16 protein-coding genes are annotated in these 17,067 nt (G+C 69.2%); 5 read left to right on the plus strand and 11 right to left on the minus strand.

Translation table 11 applies throughout. From position 1 onward, the window contains the following. Positions 1-69 precede the first annotated feature (69 nt). A complete protein-coding gene (locus HTA01S_RS05510) occupies positions 70-975 on the plus strand; it encodes a LysR family transcriptional regulator (RefSeq protein WP_068167596.1) in 906 nt (301 codons plus the stop codon). 12 nt (positions 976-987) lie between these two features. Here the strand turns inward: HTA01S_RS05510 and HTA01S_RS05515 are convergent, their stop codons facing one another. Then, on the minus strand, positions 988-2,304 hold the full coding sequence (locus HTA01S_RS05515; protein ID WP_084235872.1) for a cytochrome c: 1,317 nt from the start codon (positions 2,302-2,304) through the stop codon (positions 988-990). A 61-nt stretch (positions 2,305-2,365) separates the two neighbouring features. Continuing rightward, a complete protein-coding gene (locus HTA01S_RS05520) occupies positions 2,366-3,127 on the minus strand; it encodes a c-type cytochrome (RefSeq protein WP_169804742.1) in 762 nt (253 codons plus the stop codon). A 139-nt stretch (positions 3,128-3,266) separates the two neighbouring features. On the opposite strand from HTA01S_RS05520, the gene HTA01S_RS05525 reads away from it, so the two are divergent. Continuing rightward, complete coding sequence (locus tag HTA01S_RS05525; RefSeq protein WP_068167600.1) at positions 3,267-3,521, plus strand: cysteine-rich CWC family protein; 255 nt, start codon at positions 3,267-3,269, stop codon at positions 3,519-3,521. Between the two features lie 7 nt (positions 3,522-3,528). Here the strand turns inward: HTA01S_RS05525 and HTA01S_RS05530 are convergent, their stop codons facing one another. The 4 genes from HTA01S_RS05530 to HTA01S_RS05545 all read right to left on the minus strand — a co-directional run bounded on the left by HTA01S_RS05530 (position 3,529) and on the right by HTA01S_RS05545 (position 8,245). Beyond that, complete coding sequence (locus HTA01S_RS05530; protein WP_068167602.1) at positions 3,529-3,861, minus strand: hypothetical protein; 333 nt, start codon at positions 3,859-3,861, stop codon at positions 3,529-3,531. Continuing rightward, positions 3,861-5,363: a DegQ family serine endoprotease gene (locus HTA01S_RS05535; protein WP_068167604.1), complete on the minus strand. Its 1,503-nt coding sequence runs from the start codon at positions 5,361-5,363 to the stop codon at positions 3,861-3,863. Before HTA01S_RS05535 ends, HTA01S_RS05530 begins: the two co-directional genes overlap by 1 nt. 757 nt (positions 5,364-6,120) lie before the next feature. Further along, entirely contained in the window at positions 6,121-7,458 is a 1,338-nt protein-coding gene (locus tag HTA01S_RS05540) for an ATP-binding protein (RefSeq protein WP_068167606.1), read from the minus strand. 127 nt (positions 7,459-7,585) lie between these two features. Beyond that, on the minus strand, positions 7,586-8,245 hold the full coding sequence (locus tag HTA01S_RS05545) for a response regulator (protein WP_068167608.1): 660 nt from the start codon (positions 8,243-8,245) through the stop codon (positions 7,586-7,588). A 148-nt stretch (positions 8,246-8,393) separates the two neighbouring features. On the opposite strand from HTA01S_RS05545, the gene HTA01S_RS05550 reads away from it, so the two are divergent. The 3 genes from HTA01S_RS05550 (at position 8,394) to HTA01S_RS05560 (ending at position 11,208) form a co-directional block, all read left to right on the plus strand. Further along, positions 8,394-9,887, plus strand: a complete 1,494-nt coding sequence (locus HTA01S_RS05550) for an MFS transporter (protein WP_068167610.1) — start codon at positions 8,394-8,396, stop codon at positions 9,885-9,887. 224 nt (positions 9,888-10,111) lie between these two features. After that, complete coding sequence (locus HTA01S_RS05555) at positions 10,112-10,882, plus strand: class II glutamine amidotransferase (protein WP_068167612.1); 771 nt, start codon at positions 10,112-10,114, stop codon at positions 10,880-10,882. Then, positions 10,879-11,208, plus strand: a complete 330-nt coding sequence (locus HTA01S_RS05560) for a DMT family transporter (protein WP_068167614.1) — start codon at positions 10,879-10,881, stop codon at positions 11,206-11,208. Before HTA01S_RS05555 ends, HTA01S_RS05560 begins: the two co-directional genes overlap by 4 nt. 27 nt (positions 11,209-11,235) lie before the next feature. On the opposite strand, the gene HTA01S_RS05565 is transcribed toward HTA01S_RS05560, so the two are convergent. The 5 genes from HTA01S_RS05565 to gshA all read right to left on the minus strand — a co-directional run bounded on the left by HTA01S_RS05565 (position 11,236) and on the right by gshA (position 16,903). Continuing rightward, positions 11,236-11,835 (minus strand): hypothetical protein, encoded by a 600-nt coding sequence (locus HTA01S_RS05565; protein ID WP_068167616.1) that lies wholly within the window; start codon positions 11,833-11,835, stop codon positions 11,236-11,238. A gap of 205 nt (positions 11,836-12,040) precedes the next feature. Further along, complete coding sequence (locus tag HTA01S_RS05570) at positions 12,041-12,316, minus strand: VF530 family protein (protein ID WP_068167617.1); 276 nt, start codon at positions 12,314-12,316, stop codon at positions 12,041-12,043. Continuing rightward, entirely contained in the window at positions 12,313-13,257 is a 945-nt protein-coding gene (gshB, locus tag HTA01S_RS05575) for a glutathione synthase (RefSeq protein WP_068168149.1), read from the minus strand. Before gshB ends, HTA01S_RS05570 begins: the two co-directional genes overlap by 4 nt. A 110-nt stretch (positions 13,258-13,367) precedes the next feature. Beyond that, complete coding sequence (locus HTA01S_RS05580; RefSeq protein ID WP_068167619.1) at positions 13,368-15,236, minus strand: potassium transporter Kup; 1,869 nt, start codon at positions 15,234-15,236, stop codon at positions 13,368-13,370. A gap of 374 nt (positions 15,237-15,610) precedes the next feature. Beyond that, on the minus strand, positions 15,611-16,903 hold the full coding sequence (gene gshA / locus HTA01S_RS05585) for a glutamate--cysteine ligase (RefSeq protein ID WP_068167621.1): 1,293 nt from the start codon (positions 16,901-16,903) through the stop codon (positions 15,611-15,613). Positions 16,904-17,067: the final 164 nt, after the last annotated feature.

Consider the following 17,067-nt stretch of genomic DNA (forward strand, 5'->3'; position numbering starts at 1 on the left):
GCGGAAACGGCATGCGGTTCAAAAGCGTTTTGCACCCGGCGCAAAACCAGCTCGCCTACCATCTCGGTCATGAACGATCTGGCCTTCGACGACCTCCAGCTGTTTGCCCGCGTCGCGGCGCTGCGAAGCCTGTCGGCCGTGGCGCGCGAACGCGATGTGCCGGTGAGCCAGATTTCCCGTGCGCTCACCCGCATCGAAAAGACCTGCGCGGCGCGCCTGATCCACCGCTCCACCCACGGGCTCGCGCTCACCGCCGAGGGCGAGACCTTCCTGGACTACTGCCACCGCATCACCGGCACGCTGGAGCAGCTGGAGAGCGAGTTCGCCACCCAGGCCGGCGAAGCGCGCGGGCTGGTGCGCGTGGCGGCCAGCACCGTGATCGCGCAGTACCTGCTGCTGCCCAGCCTGCAGGCCCTGAACGCTCGGCACCCGCAGCTGCGCCTGGAGCTGGTGGTGAGCGACCAGCTGGCCGACCTGGCGCGCGACGGCATCGACATCGCCATCCGCACCAGCACCTCACTGCCCGAGACTCTGGTGGCGCGGCAGATCGGGCTGCTGGGCCGCGCGCTGTACGCGGCACCGGCCTACGCCGCCAGCGCCGGCCTGCCCCGCCACCCGGACGAGCTGCGCCAGCACCGGCTCATCGTCAACAGCGCTGCCCCCCACCTCAACCACTGGCCGTTCATCGTGGACGGCGCCCCGGTGCGGCTGACGGCCGAAGGCTATTGGCGCACCAGCGACACCGGGCTGGCGGCCAACATGGTGCTGCAAGGGCTGGGCATCGGCCGGCTCGCCACCGTGGCCGCCGACCCGCTGGTGCGGCAGGGGCGGCTGGTGCCGGTGCTGGCCGACTGCATCGACCACGAGCCGGTGCCGGTCTACGCCGTCATCGCCAGCGCGCGCCAGCGGCTGCCGAAGATCAAAGCCTGCATCGACTTCTGGGCAGAGTGGATCGCCGGCGGGCACGCCGCCTAGCGTGAAACGCTGTCAGCGCAGCCGCTGCACGTCCAGCGGCGACACCGCCGCGGCTTGGTTGCCCCAGCTCTGGCGCGCGTAGGTGATCACGGCGGCGATCTCGGCGTCGCTGAGCAGGGTGCGGTAGGGCGGCATGCCGTAGGGCCGGGGGTTGCCGGCGGTGGCGGGGGCGAAACCGCCGTTCAACACGGCCTGCACCGGGTTGACCGGCGAGGCCAGGGTGAGCGCGCGGTTGCCGGCCAGCGGCGGGTAGGCCTGGCGCGCGCCCTCGCCCTGGGCGCCGTGGCAGTCGGTGCACTGCGCCTCGTAGACCCGCTGGCCGAGCGCCAGCTGCGCCGGGTCGGCGCGCGGCGCGGGCGGCGGCGGTGGCTCGGCATCGCGGCCCAGGCTCTTCAGGTGGGTGGCCATGGCGTGCAGGTCGGCGTCGCTCAGGTGCTGGGTGCTGTGAAACACCACCTCGGCCATCGGCCCCATGGCCGCGCCCGTGCTGCCGTGTGCCACGCCGGTCTTGAGCAGGTCCACGATGTCCTGCGGCGCCCAGTGGGCCAGGCCCGCTTCGAAGCGGCTGCGCAGCGAGGGCGCGTACCAGCCCTGCCCGGCCATGAAGCCGCCGTCGAACTCGTGCCCCGCCGCCACGCCGCCGAGCGCATCGCGCGGGGCGTGGCAGGCCGCGCAATGGGCCACCCCGCGCACCAGGTAGGCGCCGCGGTTCCAGTCGGCCGGCTGCGCGGGATCGGGCTGGAAACTGCCCGACTCGAAGTACAGCGCGCGCCAGACCGCCAGCGCGGCCTGGCTGCGGTAGGGAAAGCGCAGCGCATGGGGTCGGTTGGGCTGCGCCACCGGCGGCAGGCTGCGCAGGAAGGCGTGCAGCGCATCGCTGTCTTCGCGGGTGATCTGGGTGAAGCTGGCGTAGGGAAAGGCGGGATAGAGCAGCCGGCCGTCGCGCGACTGGCCGTGGTGCAGGGCGCGCCAGAAGGCGTCGGCGCTCCAGCGGCCCAGGCCGTGCTCAGGGTCGGGCGTGAGGTTGCCGGCGACCACCTGGCCAAACGGCGTCTCGATGGCGCGCCCACCCGCGTAGGGTTGGCCGCCGCGCGCAGTGTGGCAGGCGGCGCAGTTGCCGGCCCGCGCCAGGTAGGCGCCGCGTGCAATGAGCGCCGGGTCGGTGGGCGTGGTCTGGGCGGCCAGCGGTGGCAAGGCCTCGACGCTGAGCTGCCGCCCGATCAGCACCGCGAGCGCGATCAACAGCAGCACGCTCGCGCCCAGGGCGACCGCGAGCAGGCGGCGCACTGCGGTGCGAGCTGGCTTGGGAGCGGCCCGGCGCCAGCTCATCGGAATACCTCCGCCCTGCGGGCTGCGGTGCGAGCTGGCTTGGGAGCGGCCCGGCGCCAGCTCATGGCACCGCGCTCCCGCAACGCTTCGGCAAGGGCTGGGCCGAGGGTGCAACGGCGTGCGTGTCGGCGGGCAGCGACTGGGCCGATAGCCAGGTGGCGAGCGCGCCCACGTCGTCGGGCGTCAGGCCTTTGGCGATCTGCGCCATGCAGTCGGGCGCGCTGGCGTGGCGCAGGCCGGTCTGCCAGGCGCCGAGCTGTCCGATCAGGTAGTCGCGCGGCAAGCCGAGCAGGCCGGGGATGGCGGGTTGCCTTCCTGTGAGCGCTTCGCCGTGGCAGTCCGCACAGGCGGGCAGTTGGCGCGCCGGGTCGCCGCGCCGGATCAGCGCCTCGCCGCGCGCGAGCTGATCGCGGGGCGCGTTGACCGTCTGTGGCGGCGGGTAGGGCAGATCGAGGCCCGCGAAGTGCTCGGCGATCTCGCGCAGGTAGCTGTCGGACAGGTTGTCGAGCAGCGTGGCCATGCCCTCGTTCTGGCGCCGGCCGTTCCGGAAATGCCGCAGCTGGTTGTACAGGTAGCCCGCGGGCTTGCCCGCGATGCGCGGGAAATAGCCGGCGCTGGTGGCGCGGCCTTCTTTGCCGTGGCACAGGGTGCAGGCCATCACACGCTGGGCCATGGTGTCGGGCACGGTGCGCGCGAGGGCGTCGGCCGCCAGACTCAGGGCGGGCGCACTGCACAGCCCAAACCACAGACCCAACAGACCCCACAGCGCCAGGCCCCGGCGGAAGGAGCGCGCAGGCCGGTGCGGCGGGCAGATGGGGCGCATGGACATTCCAGAGGAGGCGGCCCCCCTTGTGCAAATGGGGGTCGGGGGCCGCGGTGGCGGACAGGGTTCGGGGGGCTCGAAAATACCACACCGCCCACTGCACAGCCTCGCTAAACTGGCCCATTCCCCGCCCGCAGCCATGCCCCTCGACACCCCCTACCCCGACCCAACCCGCTGCCCCCTGTGCGGCGGTGACAACCGCTGCGCGATGGAGGTCGAGCGAGAGACCGGCCTGTCCCAGGCGCCGTGCTGGTGCACCTCGCAGCGCTTCAGCGCCGAGCTGCTGGCCCGCCTGCCCGGCGAGGCGCGGGGCAAGGCCTGCATCTGCGGCGCCTGCCTCACGGCGTTCAACGCAAGCCCGAGCGGCCCGGCCACGCCAGACGCGGCGCCGTGATCCGCCTTCAGCTCACGGCAAACGCCAGCACCAGCGCCCCCAGGGCGAGCAGCCCCAGGGCGCCGATGAACACGTTTTCGGCCAACGACTCGAAACGCGCCGCCCGGCCGTGCACGCGCATGGACAGGAACGACAACACCGCGCTGACGAGGAACACCAGCGCGTCCACCGCGAGCAGCTTGTCCACCACCATCCGCCCGCCGCTGAAGGGGCTGAGCAGGCTGATGTAGAGCGCGGTCAGGCAGACCCCGATCATGGTGGCCGAGGTCGGCAGGATGTGGGCCGACAGGCCGGTGCCGCGAGGCGCCGAGCCCGGCCCTGCGTTTGCGGCGCCCGACATCAACCGATCCGCACCGGCACGAAGATCGTGTCGCCGTCGCGCCGGATCAGCAGCGCCACCGACTTCGGCGACTTCGCCACCACCGCGCGCACCTGCTCGACGTTTTGCACCGGCGTACCGTTCACGGCCACCAGCAGGTCACCCGGCATCACCCCCGCGCGTTCGGCCGGGCCGCCCACGCCCTCCACCACCAGGCCCGCGTTCACGCCGGCCTGGCGTTTTTCCTGCGGCTGCAGCGGGCGCAGGGCCAGGCCGAGCTTGCCCTGGCCCACACCGCCGTCGGCCTGCACCACCTGGGCCTTCTTGTCGCTGGCGTCGCCGAGCTTGGCGGTGAGGGTCTCGCGCTGGCCCTGGCGCCACACCTCCAGCGACATCTGGCTGCCCGGCGTGGACTGGCCGATCAGCGCCGGCAGGTCGCCCGAGGCCACGATGCGCTGGCCGTTGGCCTGGCGGATCACGTCGCCCGGCTTCAGGCCGGCCTTGTCGGCCGGGCCACCGGGTTCCACGCTGGACACCAGCGCGCCTTCGGGCTTGTCGAGCTGGAAGGAGTCGGCCAGGGCCTGGTTCACCTCCTGCACCGTCACGCCCAGGCGCGCATGGCTGGCCTTGCCGGTGGCCACGATCTGGTCCTTGACCTGCGTGGCCAGCTCGATGGGGATGGCGAACGACAGGCCCTGGTAACCACCGGACTGGCTGTAGATCTGCGAGTTGATGCCCACCACTTCGCCGCGGCTGTTGAACAGCGGCCCGCCCGAGTTGCCCGGGTTCACCGCCACGTCGGTCTGGATGAAGGGCACGAAGCTGTCGTCGGGCAGCGAGCGGCCCTTGGCGCTGACCACGCCCGCGGTCACGCTGTTCTCGAAGCCGAAGGGCGAGCCGATGGCCAGCACCCACTCGCCCACCTTGAGGTCGCGCGCACTGCCCATCGGCACGGTGGGCAGGTCCTTGGCGTCGATCCTCAACACGGCCACGTCGGTCTTCGGGTCCGAGCCCAGCACCTTGGCCTTGAACTCGCGCCGGTCGGTGAGCTTGACGATCACTTCGCTGGCGTCGCGCACCACGTGGGCATTGGTGAGGATCAGGCCGTCGGCGCTGACGATGAAGCCCGAGCCCTGGCCTCGCACCGGGGTGTCGCGCTGGTCGGGCATGCCACCACCCTGGCCCTGGAAACGGCGGAAGAATTCAAAGAACGGATCGTTGGGGTCGATGCCGGGCGGCAGGCCACGCGCCGCCGCGGCCTCTTCGCTTTCGGCGGAGGCGTGGCGCACGCCGCTGACACTGATGTTGACCACGGCCGGTCCGTAGCGATCGGTGATCTTTGAGAAATCGGGCGTGCCCTGCAGGCTGAGCGGCTGCGCGGTGCTGCTGGCCACCGTGGCGCTGACAGGCGCCTCGGCCCGCGCGAGGCCACCGGCCACGTAGGTGGCGCCGGCGCCACCCAGCACGCCAGCGGTGAGCAGGGCCAGCACGAGACGGGCGGGTGTGAGGTTTCGGGTGTTCATGTGTGCTCCTTGTGAAGCCATGGGTTGGACATGGCTTCACTGTCGAAGCAAACACTTAGACCGGGCTTAAGGACCACGGCGGGCGGGGTCTTGGCCCGATCGCTGTGGGTGGAACACAGGTTTCGTTCGTTGCACCTCGCGGGCCAAGGCGTGCGCGGGCAGGCCGCAGCGCTTCAGTGAGGCGGTCGGCGCGATGCGCCGACTTCCCTGCGATGCTCGCGGCCGTGGCCCGTCGCACAACTCGCTGCGTTCGCTGCGCTCTCTCCGCTCAAACAAGTGCGACGAGTCAGTCAACGAAGCGCGCTGCGCGCGCGGCCACGGCCACTGCGCTTCTCGGCGCCTCACGAGGCGCGCTGCGGCCTGCCCGCACACGCCTTGGCAGAAAAGGTGTGGGTTCTCCACCGGAGGAATACCCTGACGCTTCTTTGCTGCGGCAGGTGCTGTCCGGTGGGGGCGATTTCTGGGGCGGCTGTGACCGCCAGCCTGGGGCCGGGCGCGCCAGTGCGCGCATCGTTTCTGACTCGCGGCCATTGTTTGAGCGGAGAGAGCGTAAGCGAACGTAGCGAGTTTGGCCGCGCCGGCCCCAGGCTGGCGGGCGCAGCGGAGTCGGCGCAAAGCGCCGACCGCCTCAGTATGAGCCCCCGCCGGACAGCGCCTGCCGCAGCCGCGAGGTACGGCCTCTCTCCAAAATGCGTAACTGCGAACACGTCAGCCAGAAGAAGATATGGGCCTCAAACGGCCCGACCCAAAACCTCACTCACCCCATGGCACCCGGCGGGAAAACCACCCGCACGCGCAGGCCGCCCAGCGTGGGCGAAGCATCCAGGTGCAGCGTGGCGCTGTGCAGATCGGCCACCGCCTTCACGATGGCCAGCCCCAGGCCACTGCCCGCAGAGGCCGCATCCGGCACACGGTAGAACCGGTCCAGCACACGCCCGCGTTCGGCCTCGGGAATGCCCGGCCCACTGTCTTCCACGCTGAGCTCCAGCGTGCCCGCGCCGGCGCGCAGCGCCACATCGACCCGCCCACCCGCCGGGGTGTACTTCACCGCGTTCTCCAGCAGGTTGCGCACCAGGATGCGCAGCGCCTCGGCGTGGCCGCTCACCCGTGCGGCGTCGGCCTGTGCGAGGCCGAGGTCGATGCTGCGCACCTGGGCCGCAGGCGCCATATCGGCCACGGCCAGGCGCACCAGCTCGTCCAGCGCCACCGGCTCGGGCCGCACGCCCGACGCCGCGCTGGCCTGCTGGCGCGCCAGCACCAGCAGTTGCTCGATCAGCCGCGTGGCGCGGTCGATGCCCGAGCCCAGACGCTCCAGCGCACGCTCGCGCGTGGCGTCATCGGGCGCTCGCTGCAGGCCCTGCACCTGCAGCTTGAGCGCGGCCAGTGGCGAGCGCAGCTCGTGCGCGGCGTCGGCCACGAAGCGCTGCTGCGCGTCAAAGGCCTGGGCCACGCGCCGCAGCAGACCGTTGAACTCGTGCACCAGCGGGCGCACCTCGTCGGGCAGGTCGGTTTCGGTGAGCTCGGTCAGGTCGTCGGCCTGGCGCTGTGCCACCTGACGCTGCGCGCGCGCCACCGGCGCCAGCGAGGTGCTGACCACCCAGCCCACCAGCAGCATGAGCAGCGGCGCCAGCAGCAGGATCGGCACCGCCGTGCGCAGCGCCAGCGAGCCGGCCATGCGCTGGCGCACCGCCAGGTCCTGCGCCACCTGGATCACGAAGCTGCGCGCCTGCACCGAGAACACGCGGTAGCGCGTGCCGTGCGCGAGCACGTCGGTGAAGCCCAGCACCGCGCGCTGCGGCAGCTCGGCGCGTGCGGCCGACTCGAACACCAGCTCGCCATCGAGCGTCCAGATCTGCAGCACGAAGTCGAAGTCCTGCCCCTCGGCGGGCACGGGGATCACACCGGTGACGAGGCCCTGCGGCAGGCCGGCGCGCAACGACAGCGCGGTCTGCTGCATGTGGTAGTCGAAAATCTCGTCGGTCTCGGCGCGCGCGGCCCGCCAGGCCAGCCCCGCCTGCAACAGCGCGGTGGCCAGGATGGCCAGCAGCACGAACACCAGCAGCCGGGCGCGCAAGGATGAGAGGTACCTCTTCACGTCAGCGCTCCCCGCCCGAGCGCCGGTACGACATTCCTTGGCCCAGGGATGCCGTGGAACCGGCTCCGCCGGGCCACAGGCATCGTCCCCCCAGTGGGGGGAAGACGCGAAGCGGCGCAGGGAGGATTCATACCTTCTTCACCATATAGCCCACGCCGCGCACGTTCTGGATCAGTTCGGCCCCGAGCTTCTTGCGCAGACCGTGGATGTAGACCTCCACCGCGTTGGAGCTGACCTCGTCTTTCCAGCCGTAGAGCTTTTCTTCCAGCTGCGCGCGCGAGAGCACCAGGCCGGGCCGCGCCAGCAGGGGTTCGAGCACCGCCCATTCGCGCGCCGACAGCACCACCGGCTGGCCGTTCACCGTGACTTCGCGCGTGGCCGGGTCGATGCTCACGCCCTGATGCTCGTACACCGGCTCGGCGCGCCCGGCGGCGCGGCGCAGCAGGGCGCGGATGCGCGCGAGCAGTTCGTCCATGTCGTAGGGCTTGAGCACATAGTCGTCGGCCCCGGCATCCAGCCCCTCAATGCGCTGCTGCACCGAGTCGCGCGCGGTGGCGATCAGCACCGGCATTCGGTTCCTGCGCGCGCGCAGCGCCCGCAGCACCGACAGGCCATCGCGCCGGGGCAGGCCCAGGTCGAGCAGCAGCAGGTCGTAGTCCTGCGTGCGCAGGGCCGTGTCGGCCAGCTCGCCGTCTTTCACCCAGTCCACCGCGTAGTGTTCGGCGCGCAGCAGATCGAGCACGGACTCGCCGATCATGGTGTCGTCTTCAACCAGCAGCAGCCGCATGGAGGATTCCTTCGGAGGTCCGGGGCCGAACGGCCCACACGGTCATTCTGCCAGCGCTCCCCGCGCCAGACTTAGGCGAAACTGAGGCCGCACCCGATGCCGGGAATTGCCGGGGCGGTTATCGTTGCGGCGTCCCATCCTCCCCGCCATGGCACTGCCCACCGACCATTCCATCACCGCGCTGCGCGAACGCTATGGCGCGCGCTACCGCTGGCTGCTGCTGCTGTCGGTGATGGTGGGCACGATGGCGGCCATCATGTCGTCGACCATCATCAACGTGGCGATCCCCGACATGAGCCAGCATTTCACGCTGGGCCAGGAGCGCGCGCAGTGGGCCACCTCGGGCTTCATGGCGGCCATGACCGTGTCCATGCTGACCACGCCCTGGCTGCTTGCTCGCTACGGCTACCGGCGCACCTACGCGGGCTGCATGTGGCTGCTGATGGCCGGGGGCGTGGCCGGTGGTATCGCCAACCACTTCCCGCTCGTGCTGGCCGCGCGCGTGGCCGAGGGCCTGGCCGCGGGGGTGGTGCAGCCGATTCCGGCCATCATCATCCTGCGCGCCTTCGAGCCGCACGAGCAGGGCCGCGCCAGCGGCATTTTCGGCATGGGCGTGGTGCTGGCCCCGGCCATCGGTCCCAGCATCGGCGGCCTGCTGGTCGATGGTTTTGGCTGGCGCTCGATCTTTTTCATGGTGGTGCCGTTCTGCCTGGCCTCGCTCTGGCTGGGGCGGCGTTTCGTACCAGCCACCGCGCCCGGGGGCGGCGCGGCCAATCCGCAGGGCGCGGGGCTGGACTGGCGCGGCCTGCTGCTGGCCGCCGCGGGCACGCTGTGCCTGCTCAACGGCCTGGTGCAGTTGCAGGGCGACACCCCGGCCCAGGGCTTGGCCCTGCTGGGCGGCGCGCTGGCGCTGCTGCTGGTCTTCGTGTGGCTGCAGCGGCGCACGCTCAAGGCCCGCCACCGCCGGCCCGACGAGGGCGTGGACCCCTTGATGAACCTCTCGCTGTTTGCCGACCGGCGTTTCGCCATGGGCAGCATCGTGGCCTTCATCTACGGCATGGCGCTGTTCGGCTCCACCTACCTGCTGCCGGTCTACATGCAGATGGGCCTGGGCCTGTCGCCGTCCTACGTGGGCAGCATCCTGCTGCCGGCCGGGCTGGTGCTGGCGGTCACGATCGCCATCGTCGGGCGCCTGGCCGACCGGCAGCCCACGCACCGACTGGTGAGCGTGGGCCTGGTGCTGCTGGCGGCCTCGTTCGCGCTGATGGTGACCATCGACCTGCGCCAGCCCACACAGATCATTCCCCTGCTGGTGAGCTGGGCGATCCTGGGGCGCATCGGCCTGGGCTTCATCCTGCCCTCGCTCAACATCGGCGCCATGCGCGGCCTGGAGCGCAGCCACATCCCGCAGGGGTCGAGCGTGATCAACTTCCTGCGCATGCTCGGCGGCGCGGCCGGCGTGAGCCTGTGCGGCATCGTGCTCGAATGGCGCGTGTCCGCCCACGGTTTCCGCCTGGACACCGCCAACACCAGCCCCGAGCGGCTGGCGGCCTTCGGCGAGACCTTCCTGATGCTCGCGGCCATCTGCGCGCTGGCGGTGGTCGCCGCGTGGCGGCTGCGGGCGCAGCCCGCGGCCAGCTGATCCAGGGGTGGACCTGCACAACCCGACACAAGCGGCCCCGCCCCACAGCGAACAGTCCGCCGCACAATACGAGTTCCATCAACACCAAGCCTCCCGACCGAGGCACGGCGCCGGAGAGGGATCCCCCAATCCAGCACACGCCGTGGAACCGGCTTTGCCGGGCCACAGGGCGTGGTCCCCCCTTCCAGGGGGGAAGCCGCGCAGCGGCGCAGGGGGGTCTTCCTATGTGCCAACTGCTGGGTCTCAACTGCGCCACCCCCACCGACGCCTCGTTCAGCTTCACCGGTTTTTGCCAGCGCGGTGGCGCCACCGACCACCACGCCGACGGCTGGGGCATCGCCTTCTTTGAAGGCCGCGGTCTGCGGCTGTTCGTGGACCACCAGTGCGCCGCCGAATCGCGCATGGCCGAGTTCCTGCGCAGCTACCCGCTCAAGAGCCGCAACATCATTGCCCATGTGCGCAAGGCCACCATCGGCGACGTGCGGCTGGAAAACGCCCACCCCTTCTCGCGCGAGCTCTGGGGCCGCCACTGGGTGTTCGCCCACAACGGCGACCTCAAGGACTACCAGCCCCGGCTGCACAGCCAGTTCCAGCCGGTGGGCACCACCGACAGCGAGCGCGCTTTCTGCTGGCTGATGCAGGAGCTCGCAAAGTCGCACGCCGGCCTGCCCAGCGTCGAAGAGCTCACGCTGACCCTGCGCGAGCTCCTGCCCCAGGTGCGGCGCTTTGGCAGCATCAACTTCCTGCTCTCCAACGGCGACGCACTCTGGGCGCACTGCAGCACCAAGCTGCACTACCTGGTGCGCCAGCACCCGTTCACCCAGGCCACGCTGATGGACCAGGACTGGACGGTGAATTTCGCCGAACTCAACCAGCCCGGCGACCGGGCGGCGGTGATCGTCACCACCCCCCTGACCCGCAACGAACAATGGACCGCCTTCGAACCCGACGAACTCAAGGTGTTCGTGGACGGGCTGCCGGTGGAGGTGGCGTGAACGCCTGGTTCACCCTGGGCCTGGCCATCGTGGCCGAAGTGGTCGGCACCAGCGCGCTCAAGGCCAGCGACGGATTCACCCGGCTGGGGCCATCGGCCATCGTGGTGGTGGGTTATGCGGTGGCGTTCTACTGCCTCTCGCTGGTGCTCAAGTCGCTGCCGGTGGGTGTCACGTATGCGGTCTGGTCGGGTCTGGGCATCGTGCTCATCACCGTGGCGGCCTTCGTGATCTATGGCCAGAGGATCGACCTGCCCGGCCTGATCGGCATGGGCCTGATCATCGCCGGCGTGGTGGTGCTCAACGTGTTTTCCAAGGCGGCCCACTGAAGCACGGGCGCGAGGGCGGTGTTCTGCTCAAAGCACCTTGAACAGCTTCTCGCGCAGCTCCGGCAGGCGCCTGGCGCCCATGCCGTGGTTCGACATGCTGCTCTCCCAGGCCAGGTAGACCTCGCGCAACTGCTCCGTGGTCTGGGCGCGGGAGATGTCGCTCACCAGCGAGATGCGCATGTTCTGGCCGATGATGGAATTGACCGAATTGACCATGAAGTTGCGCGCCATCTCGTTGTCTTTCGCCTCGCGCGCATCGGCGGGCGGCAGCGCGGTGAGCGCATCCGAGCCGGTCGTCTCGGCGGGTTCGCCCTCGGGCTCCAACTCCACATCCACCACCGACTCAGGTCCGGGCTGCGGCTCGGTGGCCGGCACCCTTGCCGCGGCTCGCTGCGGGGCTTCCCGGGCCTCCACGCAACCGAGCGCCAGCAACTGGCCAAGCACGTCGGCAATGTCGGCGCCGCCCGACAGGAACACGCCCAGCTCGGCGCCCGTGCGTTTGCCGTCGACCAGCACCAGCGTGCGGCGCACCAAAGGTGACAGGCCGAGCGAACGGGTCTGGATCTCCTGTTGACCGAGGGTGGTCTTGGCAAAAATGGTGGTGGTCAGGTCCAGGGTATCGGGCATGAGAGATCGCAAAAGGCGCAAAAAATGGGGAACCCCCTACCCTATGGCTTGTACCGCAGCCCGGCCCCCACCACAAGGCGGGCTTGCCCGATCTGACCCGAAAAGCACCACTTTCGACTGACAACGCCGACCCCGCCGCGGCCTGCGGGCCGGCCCTGGCGTGGTTCGCGCACGACAGGCCTTGCCGGCGGACGCCGCCACGCCGTCAGCGGGTCTGCCGGCCCGCCGCCCGACTGCGCTCGCGCAGCATGAACAGGTACAGGCCTTCCACCTTCTCGCGCGCCCAGGGCGTCTTGCGCAGGAAACGCAGGCTCGACCCCACGCTCGGGTCCACGTTGAAACAGCGCACCGGGATGCGCTGACCCAGCTCTTCCCAGCCGTAGTGCTCAGCCAGCGCGGTGACGATGGCCTCCAGCGTCAGGCCGTGCAGCGGGTTGCGTGGCTGCTTGATCGGCTCTGCGGGTTTTTCAATGTCGCTCATGTCAGTGCATGCTCGAGCGCATCGACAAACATCGCCGGCACGTCGAACCCGGTCTGCTCGGTGATCTCCTGGAAGCAGGTCGGGCTGGTCACGTTGATCTCGGTCACGCTGTTGCCGATCATGTCCAGCCCCACGAGCAGCAGGCCGCGCGCGGCCAGCGTGGGCGCGATGGCCTCGGCCACCGCGCGGTCGGCGTCGCTCAGGGGCTGCGCCACGCCCTTGCCGCCCGCCGCGAGGTTGCCGCGCACCTCGTTGCCTTGCGGGATGCGCGCCAGCACGAAGGGTGCGACCTTCCCGCCGATCAGCAGCAGGCGCTTGTCGCCGTCCACGATCTGCGGCAGGTAGCGCTGCACCATCACACTGGTGGCGCCGCCCTGGTTGAGCGTTTCGATGATGGAGCCCAGGTTCATGCCGTCGGGGCCGACGCGGAAGATGCCCATGCCGCCCATGCCGTCGAGCGGCTTGAGGATGATGTCCCGGTGTTCGGCGTGGAAAGCGCGGATCGCTTCGGCCTGACGTGTCACCAGCGTGGGCGGCGCGAAGCGGGCGAACTCCATGAGGGCGAGCTTTTCCGGGTGATCGCGCAGCGCGCGCGGGCTGTTGAACACGCGTGCGCCTTCGCGTTCGGCCTGCTCCAGCAGGTGGGTGGCGTAGAAGAACTCGCTGTCGAACGGCGGGTCCTTGCGCATGATCACGGCGTTGAAACCGTGCAGCGGTTCGATGGCTTCGCGGCTGACCCGGAACCATGCCTCGGCATCGCCCGTGAGCGAGATGTGGCGTACCTTGGCGCTCACCGGCTGGCCGCTTTGCCAGGCCATGTGCTGCGGCTCGGTCGCGGCCAGGGTGTGGCCACGCCGCTGCAACTCGCGCATCATGGCGAAGGTGGTGTCCTTGTAGATCTTGAAAGACGCGAGCGGGTCGGCAACGAAGAGAATGTTCATGGGCATGGTCGGGTGGCTTTTCGGACAGCCCCGTACTGTTGCACAAACAGCGCCAACGCGCCGGCAGGCGCGCCCCGATCCCGTAGGCCGCGGCCTGAAACGGACCGCGTTCAGATCTCTATTTTGGAACCCAGCTCGATCACCGCATTGCTCGGCAGGTTCAGGAACTCGGCCGCAGCGCCCGCGTTGTGGTGCATCTGGGCGAAGATCTTTTCGCGCCAGGGCGCCATGCCGCTGCCCAGGGTGGGCACGACCAGGTCGCGGGAGAGGAAGTAGCTGGTGGCCATGGGTTCGAGCTCACAACCCCGCCCGCTCATGAGCTGCAGCGCCTTGGGCACATCCGGATCGTTCTTGAAACCGTAGTGGATCGCCACCTGCCAGCAGTCGTGGCCCAGCGGCTCCACGGCCAGCCGTTTGTCGAGCCCGATCCAGGGCACTTCGTGGTTGCGCACGGTCACGAACAGGTTCTGCTCGTGCAGCACCTTGTTGTGCTTGAGGTTGTGCAGCAGCGCATTGGGCACGGTGCCGGCCTCGGCCGTGAGGAACACCGCCGTGCCTTCGACGCGTGTGGGCGGCGCCATGAACACCGATTCGAGAAAGCTGTCGAGCGCGATGGATTCGGCCTGCTGCTTTTTCGACAGCAGCTCGCGGCCTCGCTTCCAGGTCATCATCAGCGTGAACACCACGCCACCGATCAGCAGCGGGAACCAGCCGCCGGCGAACAGCTTGAGCAGGTTGGAGCTGAAGAAGGCCAGATCGACCATGAAGAAAAACCCGGTGGCCATCAGGCACAGCCACAGCGGGTATTTCCAGCCGTAGCGGATCACGAAGAAGGTGAGCACGGTGGTGATCAGCATGTCCAGCGTCACGGCGATGCCGTAGGCCGCGGCCAGGTTGGTGGACGACTTGAACATCACCACCGCCAGCACGATGGCGGCAAACAGGCCCCAGTTGACGAGGGGCAGGTAGATCTGGCCGGTGTCGTGCACGCTGGTGTGCTGCACGTTCAGGCGCGGCAGGTAGCCGAGCTGCACCGCCTGCTTGGTAACGCTGAAGGCGCCCGAGATCAGCGCCTGCGAGGCGATCACCGTAGCCATGGTAGCCAGCCCCACAAGGGGCAGCAGCGCCCAGTCGGGCGCCATGTTGTAGAACGGGTTTTTCACCGCGGCGGGGTCGGCCAGCAGCAGCGCACCCTGGCCGAAGTAGTTCAGCGTCAGGCAGGGCATGACGATGGCGAACCAGGCCACGCGGATCGGCTTCTTGCCGAAGTGCCCCATGTCGGCGTAGAGCGCTTCGCCACCGGTCACGCACAGCACCACGGCGCCGAGGATGATGAAGGTGGTGCCCGGCTGCTGCCACATGAAGCGCAGTGCGTGGTGCGGGCTCAGCGCCGCCAGGATCTCGGGATGGCCGATGATGTGCGACACACCCAGCACCGCAATCGCCAGAAACCACAGCACCGTGATCGGGCCGAAGAACTTGCCGATGCCGCCGGTGCCGCGTTTCTGCACGAAAAACAGGCCGAACAGCACCACCAGCGTGATCGGCACCACGTACTGCTTGAAGGCCGGCGACACCACCTCCAGGCCCTCGACCGCCGAGAGCACCGAGATCGCCGGGGTGATGACGCCGTCGCCATAGAACAGCGAGGTGCCGAAGATGCCGATGGCGAGCAGCCATTTGCGCAGCTCGGGCCGGTCTTTCACCGCCTGCGAGGCCAGCGCCAGCATGGCGATCAGGCCGCCTTCACCCGCGTTGTCGGCGCGCAGCACCAGCACCACGTATTTGAGCGAGACGATGACCGTGAGGGTCCAGAAAACGATGGACAGCACGCCATAGACGTTGTCGTGCGTGAAGGGCACATGGCCGGACCCGAAGATTTCCTTGATGGCGTACAGCACGCTGGTGCCGATATCGCCATACACCACACCGATGGCGCCCAGGGTGAGCGCGGCGAGCGAAGACTTGTTGCTGGACACAAAAAAATACCCGGGACTGGTCTGCCCGGGCTCGGCTGTCAGGATGGGGCCGATTCTGCGCCCGCAGGCCGCGCGCCGCCAGTGGGGGGGTATCGCCGAAAAGGCCAGTGCGTGACAAATGTTGCGGTGCAGCAACTCAAAACGCGAGAGGTACCCCCACCCAGAACATCGCGGAACCCCGACCTTTCCGGAGCGGCGAGCCAACAACCAGGATGCGGTGGAACCGGCTCTGCCGGGCCACTCGCATCGCCCCCTTGAGGGGGCTGAGGACCGCGGCTCCAAGCCTGCCTGCGCAGGCTTGGACGGGACGAAGAGTCATCGGCTCCGACGATGACGCGGCCTGCAAGGCACGCGCCGCAGGCGCGGCGCGGGGGTCACTCGTAGACTTCTGCGTCCGGATCGGTCGCTTCCAGCTCGTAGCTGGCCGCCAGCATGGCCAACCGGCCGATCACGCCATACATGTAGAAACGGTTGGGCACGCTGGCGCCGGGTTTCACGCCGGGCTGCGGCAGCTGCGCGCTCTGCTCGAACGCCAGCGGCACGAAGCTCGAGCCCGGGGCGCTCAGGTTTTCATCGGCGCCGCGCTGCGCGTGCACACGGTAGAAACCGCCCACCACGTAGCGGTCCATCATGTAGACCACCGGCTCGGCCACCGCGGTGTTGATGCGTTCGTTGGTCAACACCCCTTCCTGGATGATGACCTCGGTGACCGGCTGACCGGCCTGCACCGTGCCCATGCGCTCGCGCGCCTGGGGGCTCAACGCGTCGATGTCCTTGGCGTCGCGCACGGTCAGGATGCCCATGCCGCCGGTGCCGTTGTCGGCCTTGACCACCACGAACGGCTTCTCGTTGATGCCGTATTCCTTGTACTTGCGGCGGATCTTGCCCAGCAGCGCGTCGGTGTTGCTGCGCAGGCACTCCAGCCCGTGTTCCTCGGCGAAATTCACCTCGCCGCACTGGTTGAACATGGGGTTGATGAGCCAGTGGTCCATGCCCAGCAGCTTGCCGAAGCGTTTGGACACTTCTTCATACGCCTTGAAATGGGCGCTCTTGCGCCGCGTGCCCCAGCCCGCGTGCAGCGGCGGCAGCAGGTACTGCTCGTGCAGGTCTTCCAGAATGCCGGGCACGCCCGCGCTCAGGTCGTTGTTGAGCAGGATGGTGCAGGGGTCGAAATGCTTGAGGCCCAGGCGCCGCTTGCTGCGGATCAGCGGCTCCAGCGTGACCGACTCGCCACCCGGCAGGTCGATCGTGGTGGGCGCCTTGATGTCGTTGGACAGCGAGCCCAGGCGCACGTTGAGGCCGGCCATGTAGAAGATGCGCTGCAACTGGGCCAGGTTGCTCAGGTAGAAGGTGTCGCGCGTGTTCTCGGGCACCAGCAGCAGGTTCTTGGCCTCGGGGCAGATCTTCTCGATCGCGGCCATGGCCGCCTGCACCGCCAGCGGCAGCATCTCGGGCGTGAGGTGGTTCCAGCCGCCGGGGTAGAGGTTGGTGTCCACCGGCGCGAGCTTGAAGCCGGCGTTGCGCACGTCCACCGAGGAATAGAACGGCGGGGTGTGCTCCATCCACTCCAGCCGGAACCAGCGCTCAATCACCGGGGTGGACTCCAGGATGCGCTGTTCCAGTTCGTTGATGGGGCCGGTGAGAGCGGTGACGAGGTGCGGAACCATGTGGACCTTATGTGAGAGCTTCCGCGACCATTGTAGGGACCGGAAGTTGCGATCGAAAGGCGGAAATGGGGGCGATCGGCGCGCCTGCAAGGCAGGCGCCAAAGATATTCAATCGTTCACCACAAGCCTTCGGCAAACGAAGTGCCCCATGTCAAAGGCAACGC

Origin of the sequence: Hydrogenophaga taeniospiralis CCUG 15921 (assembly GCF_001592305.1) — a bacterium.
GTDB classification, from domain to species: Bacteria; Pseudomonadota; Gammaproteobacteria; order Burkholderiales; family Burkholderiaceae_C; genus Hydrogenophaga; species Hydrogenophaga taeniospiralis.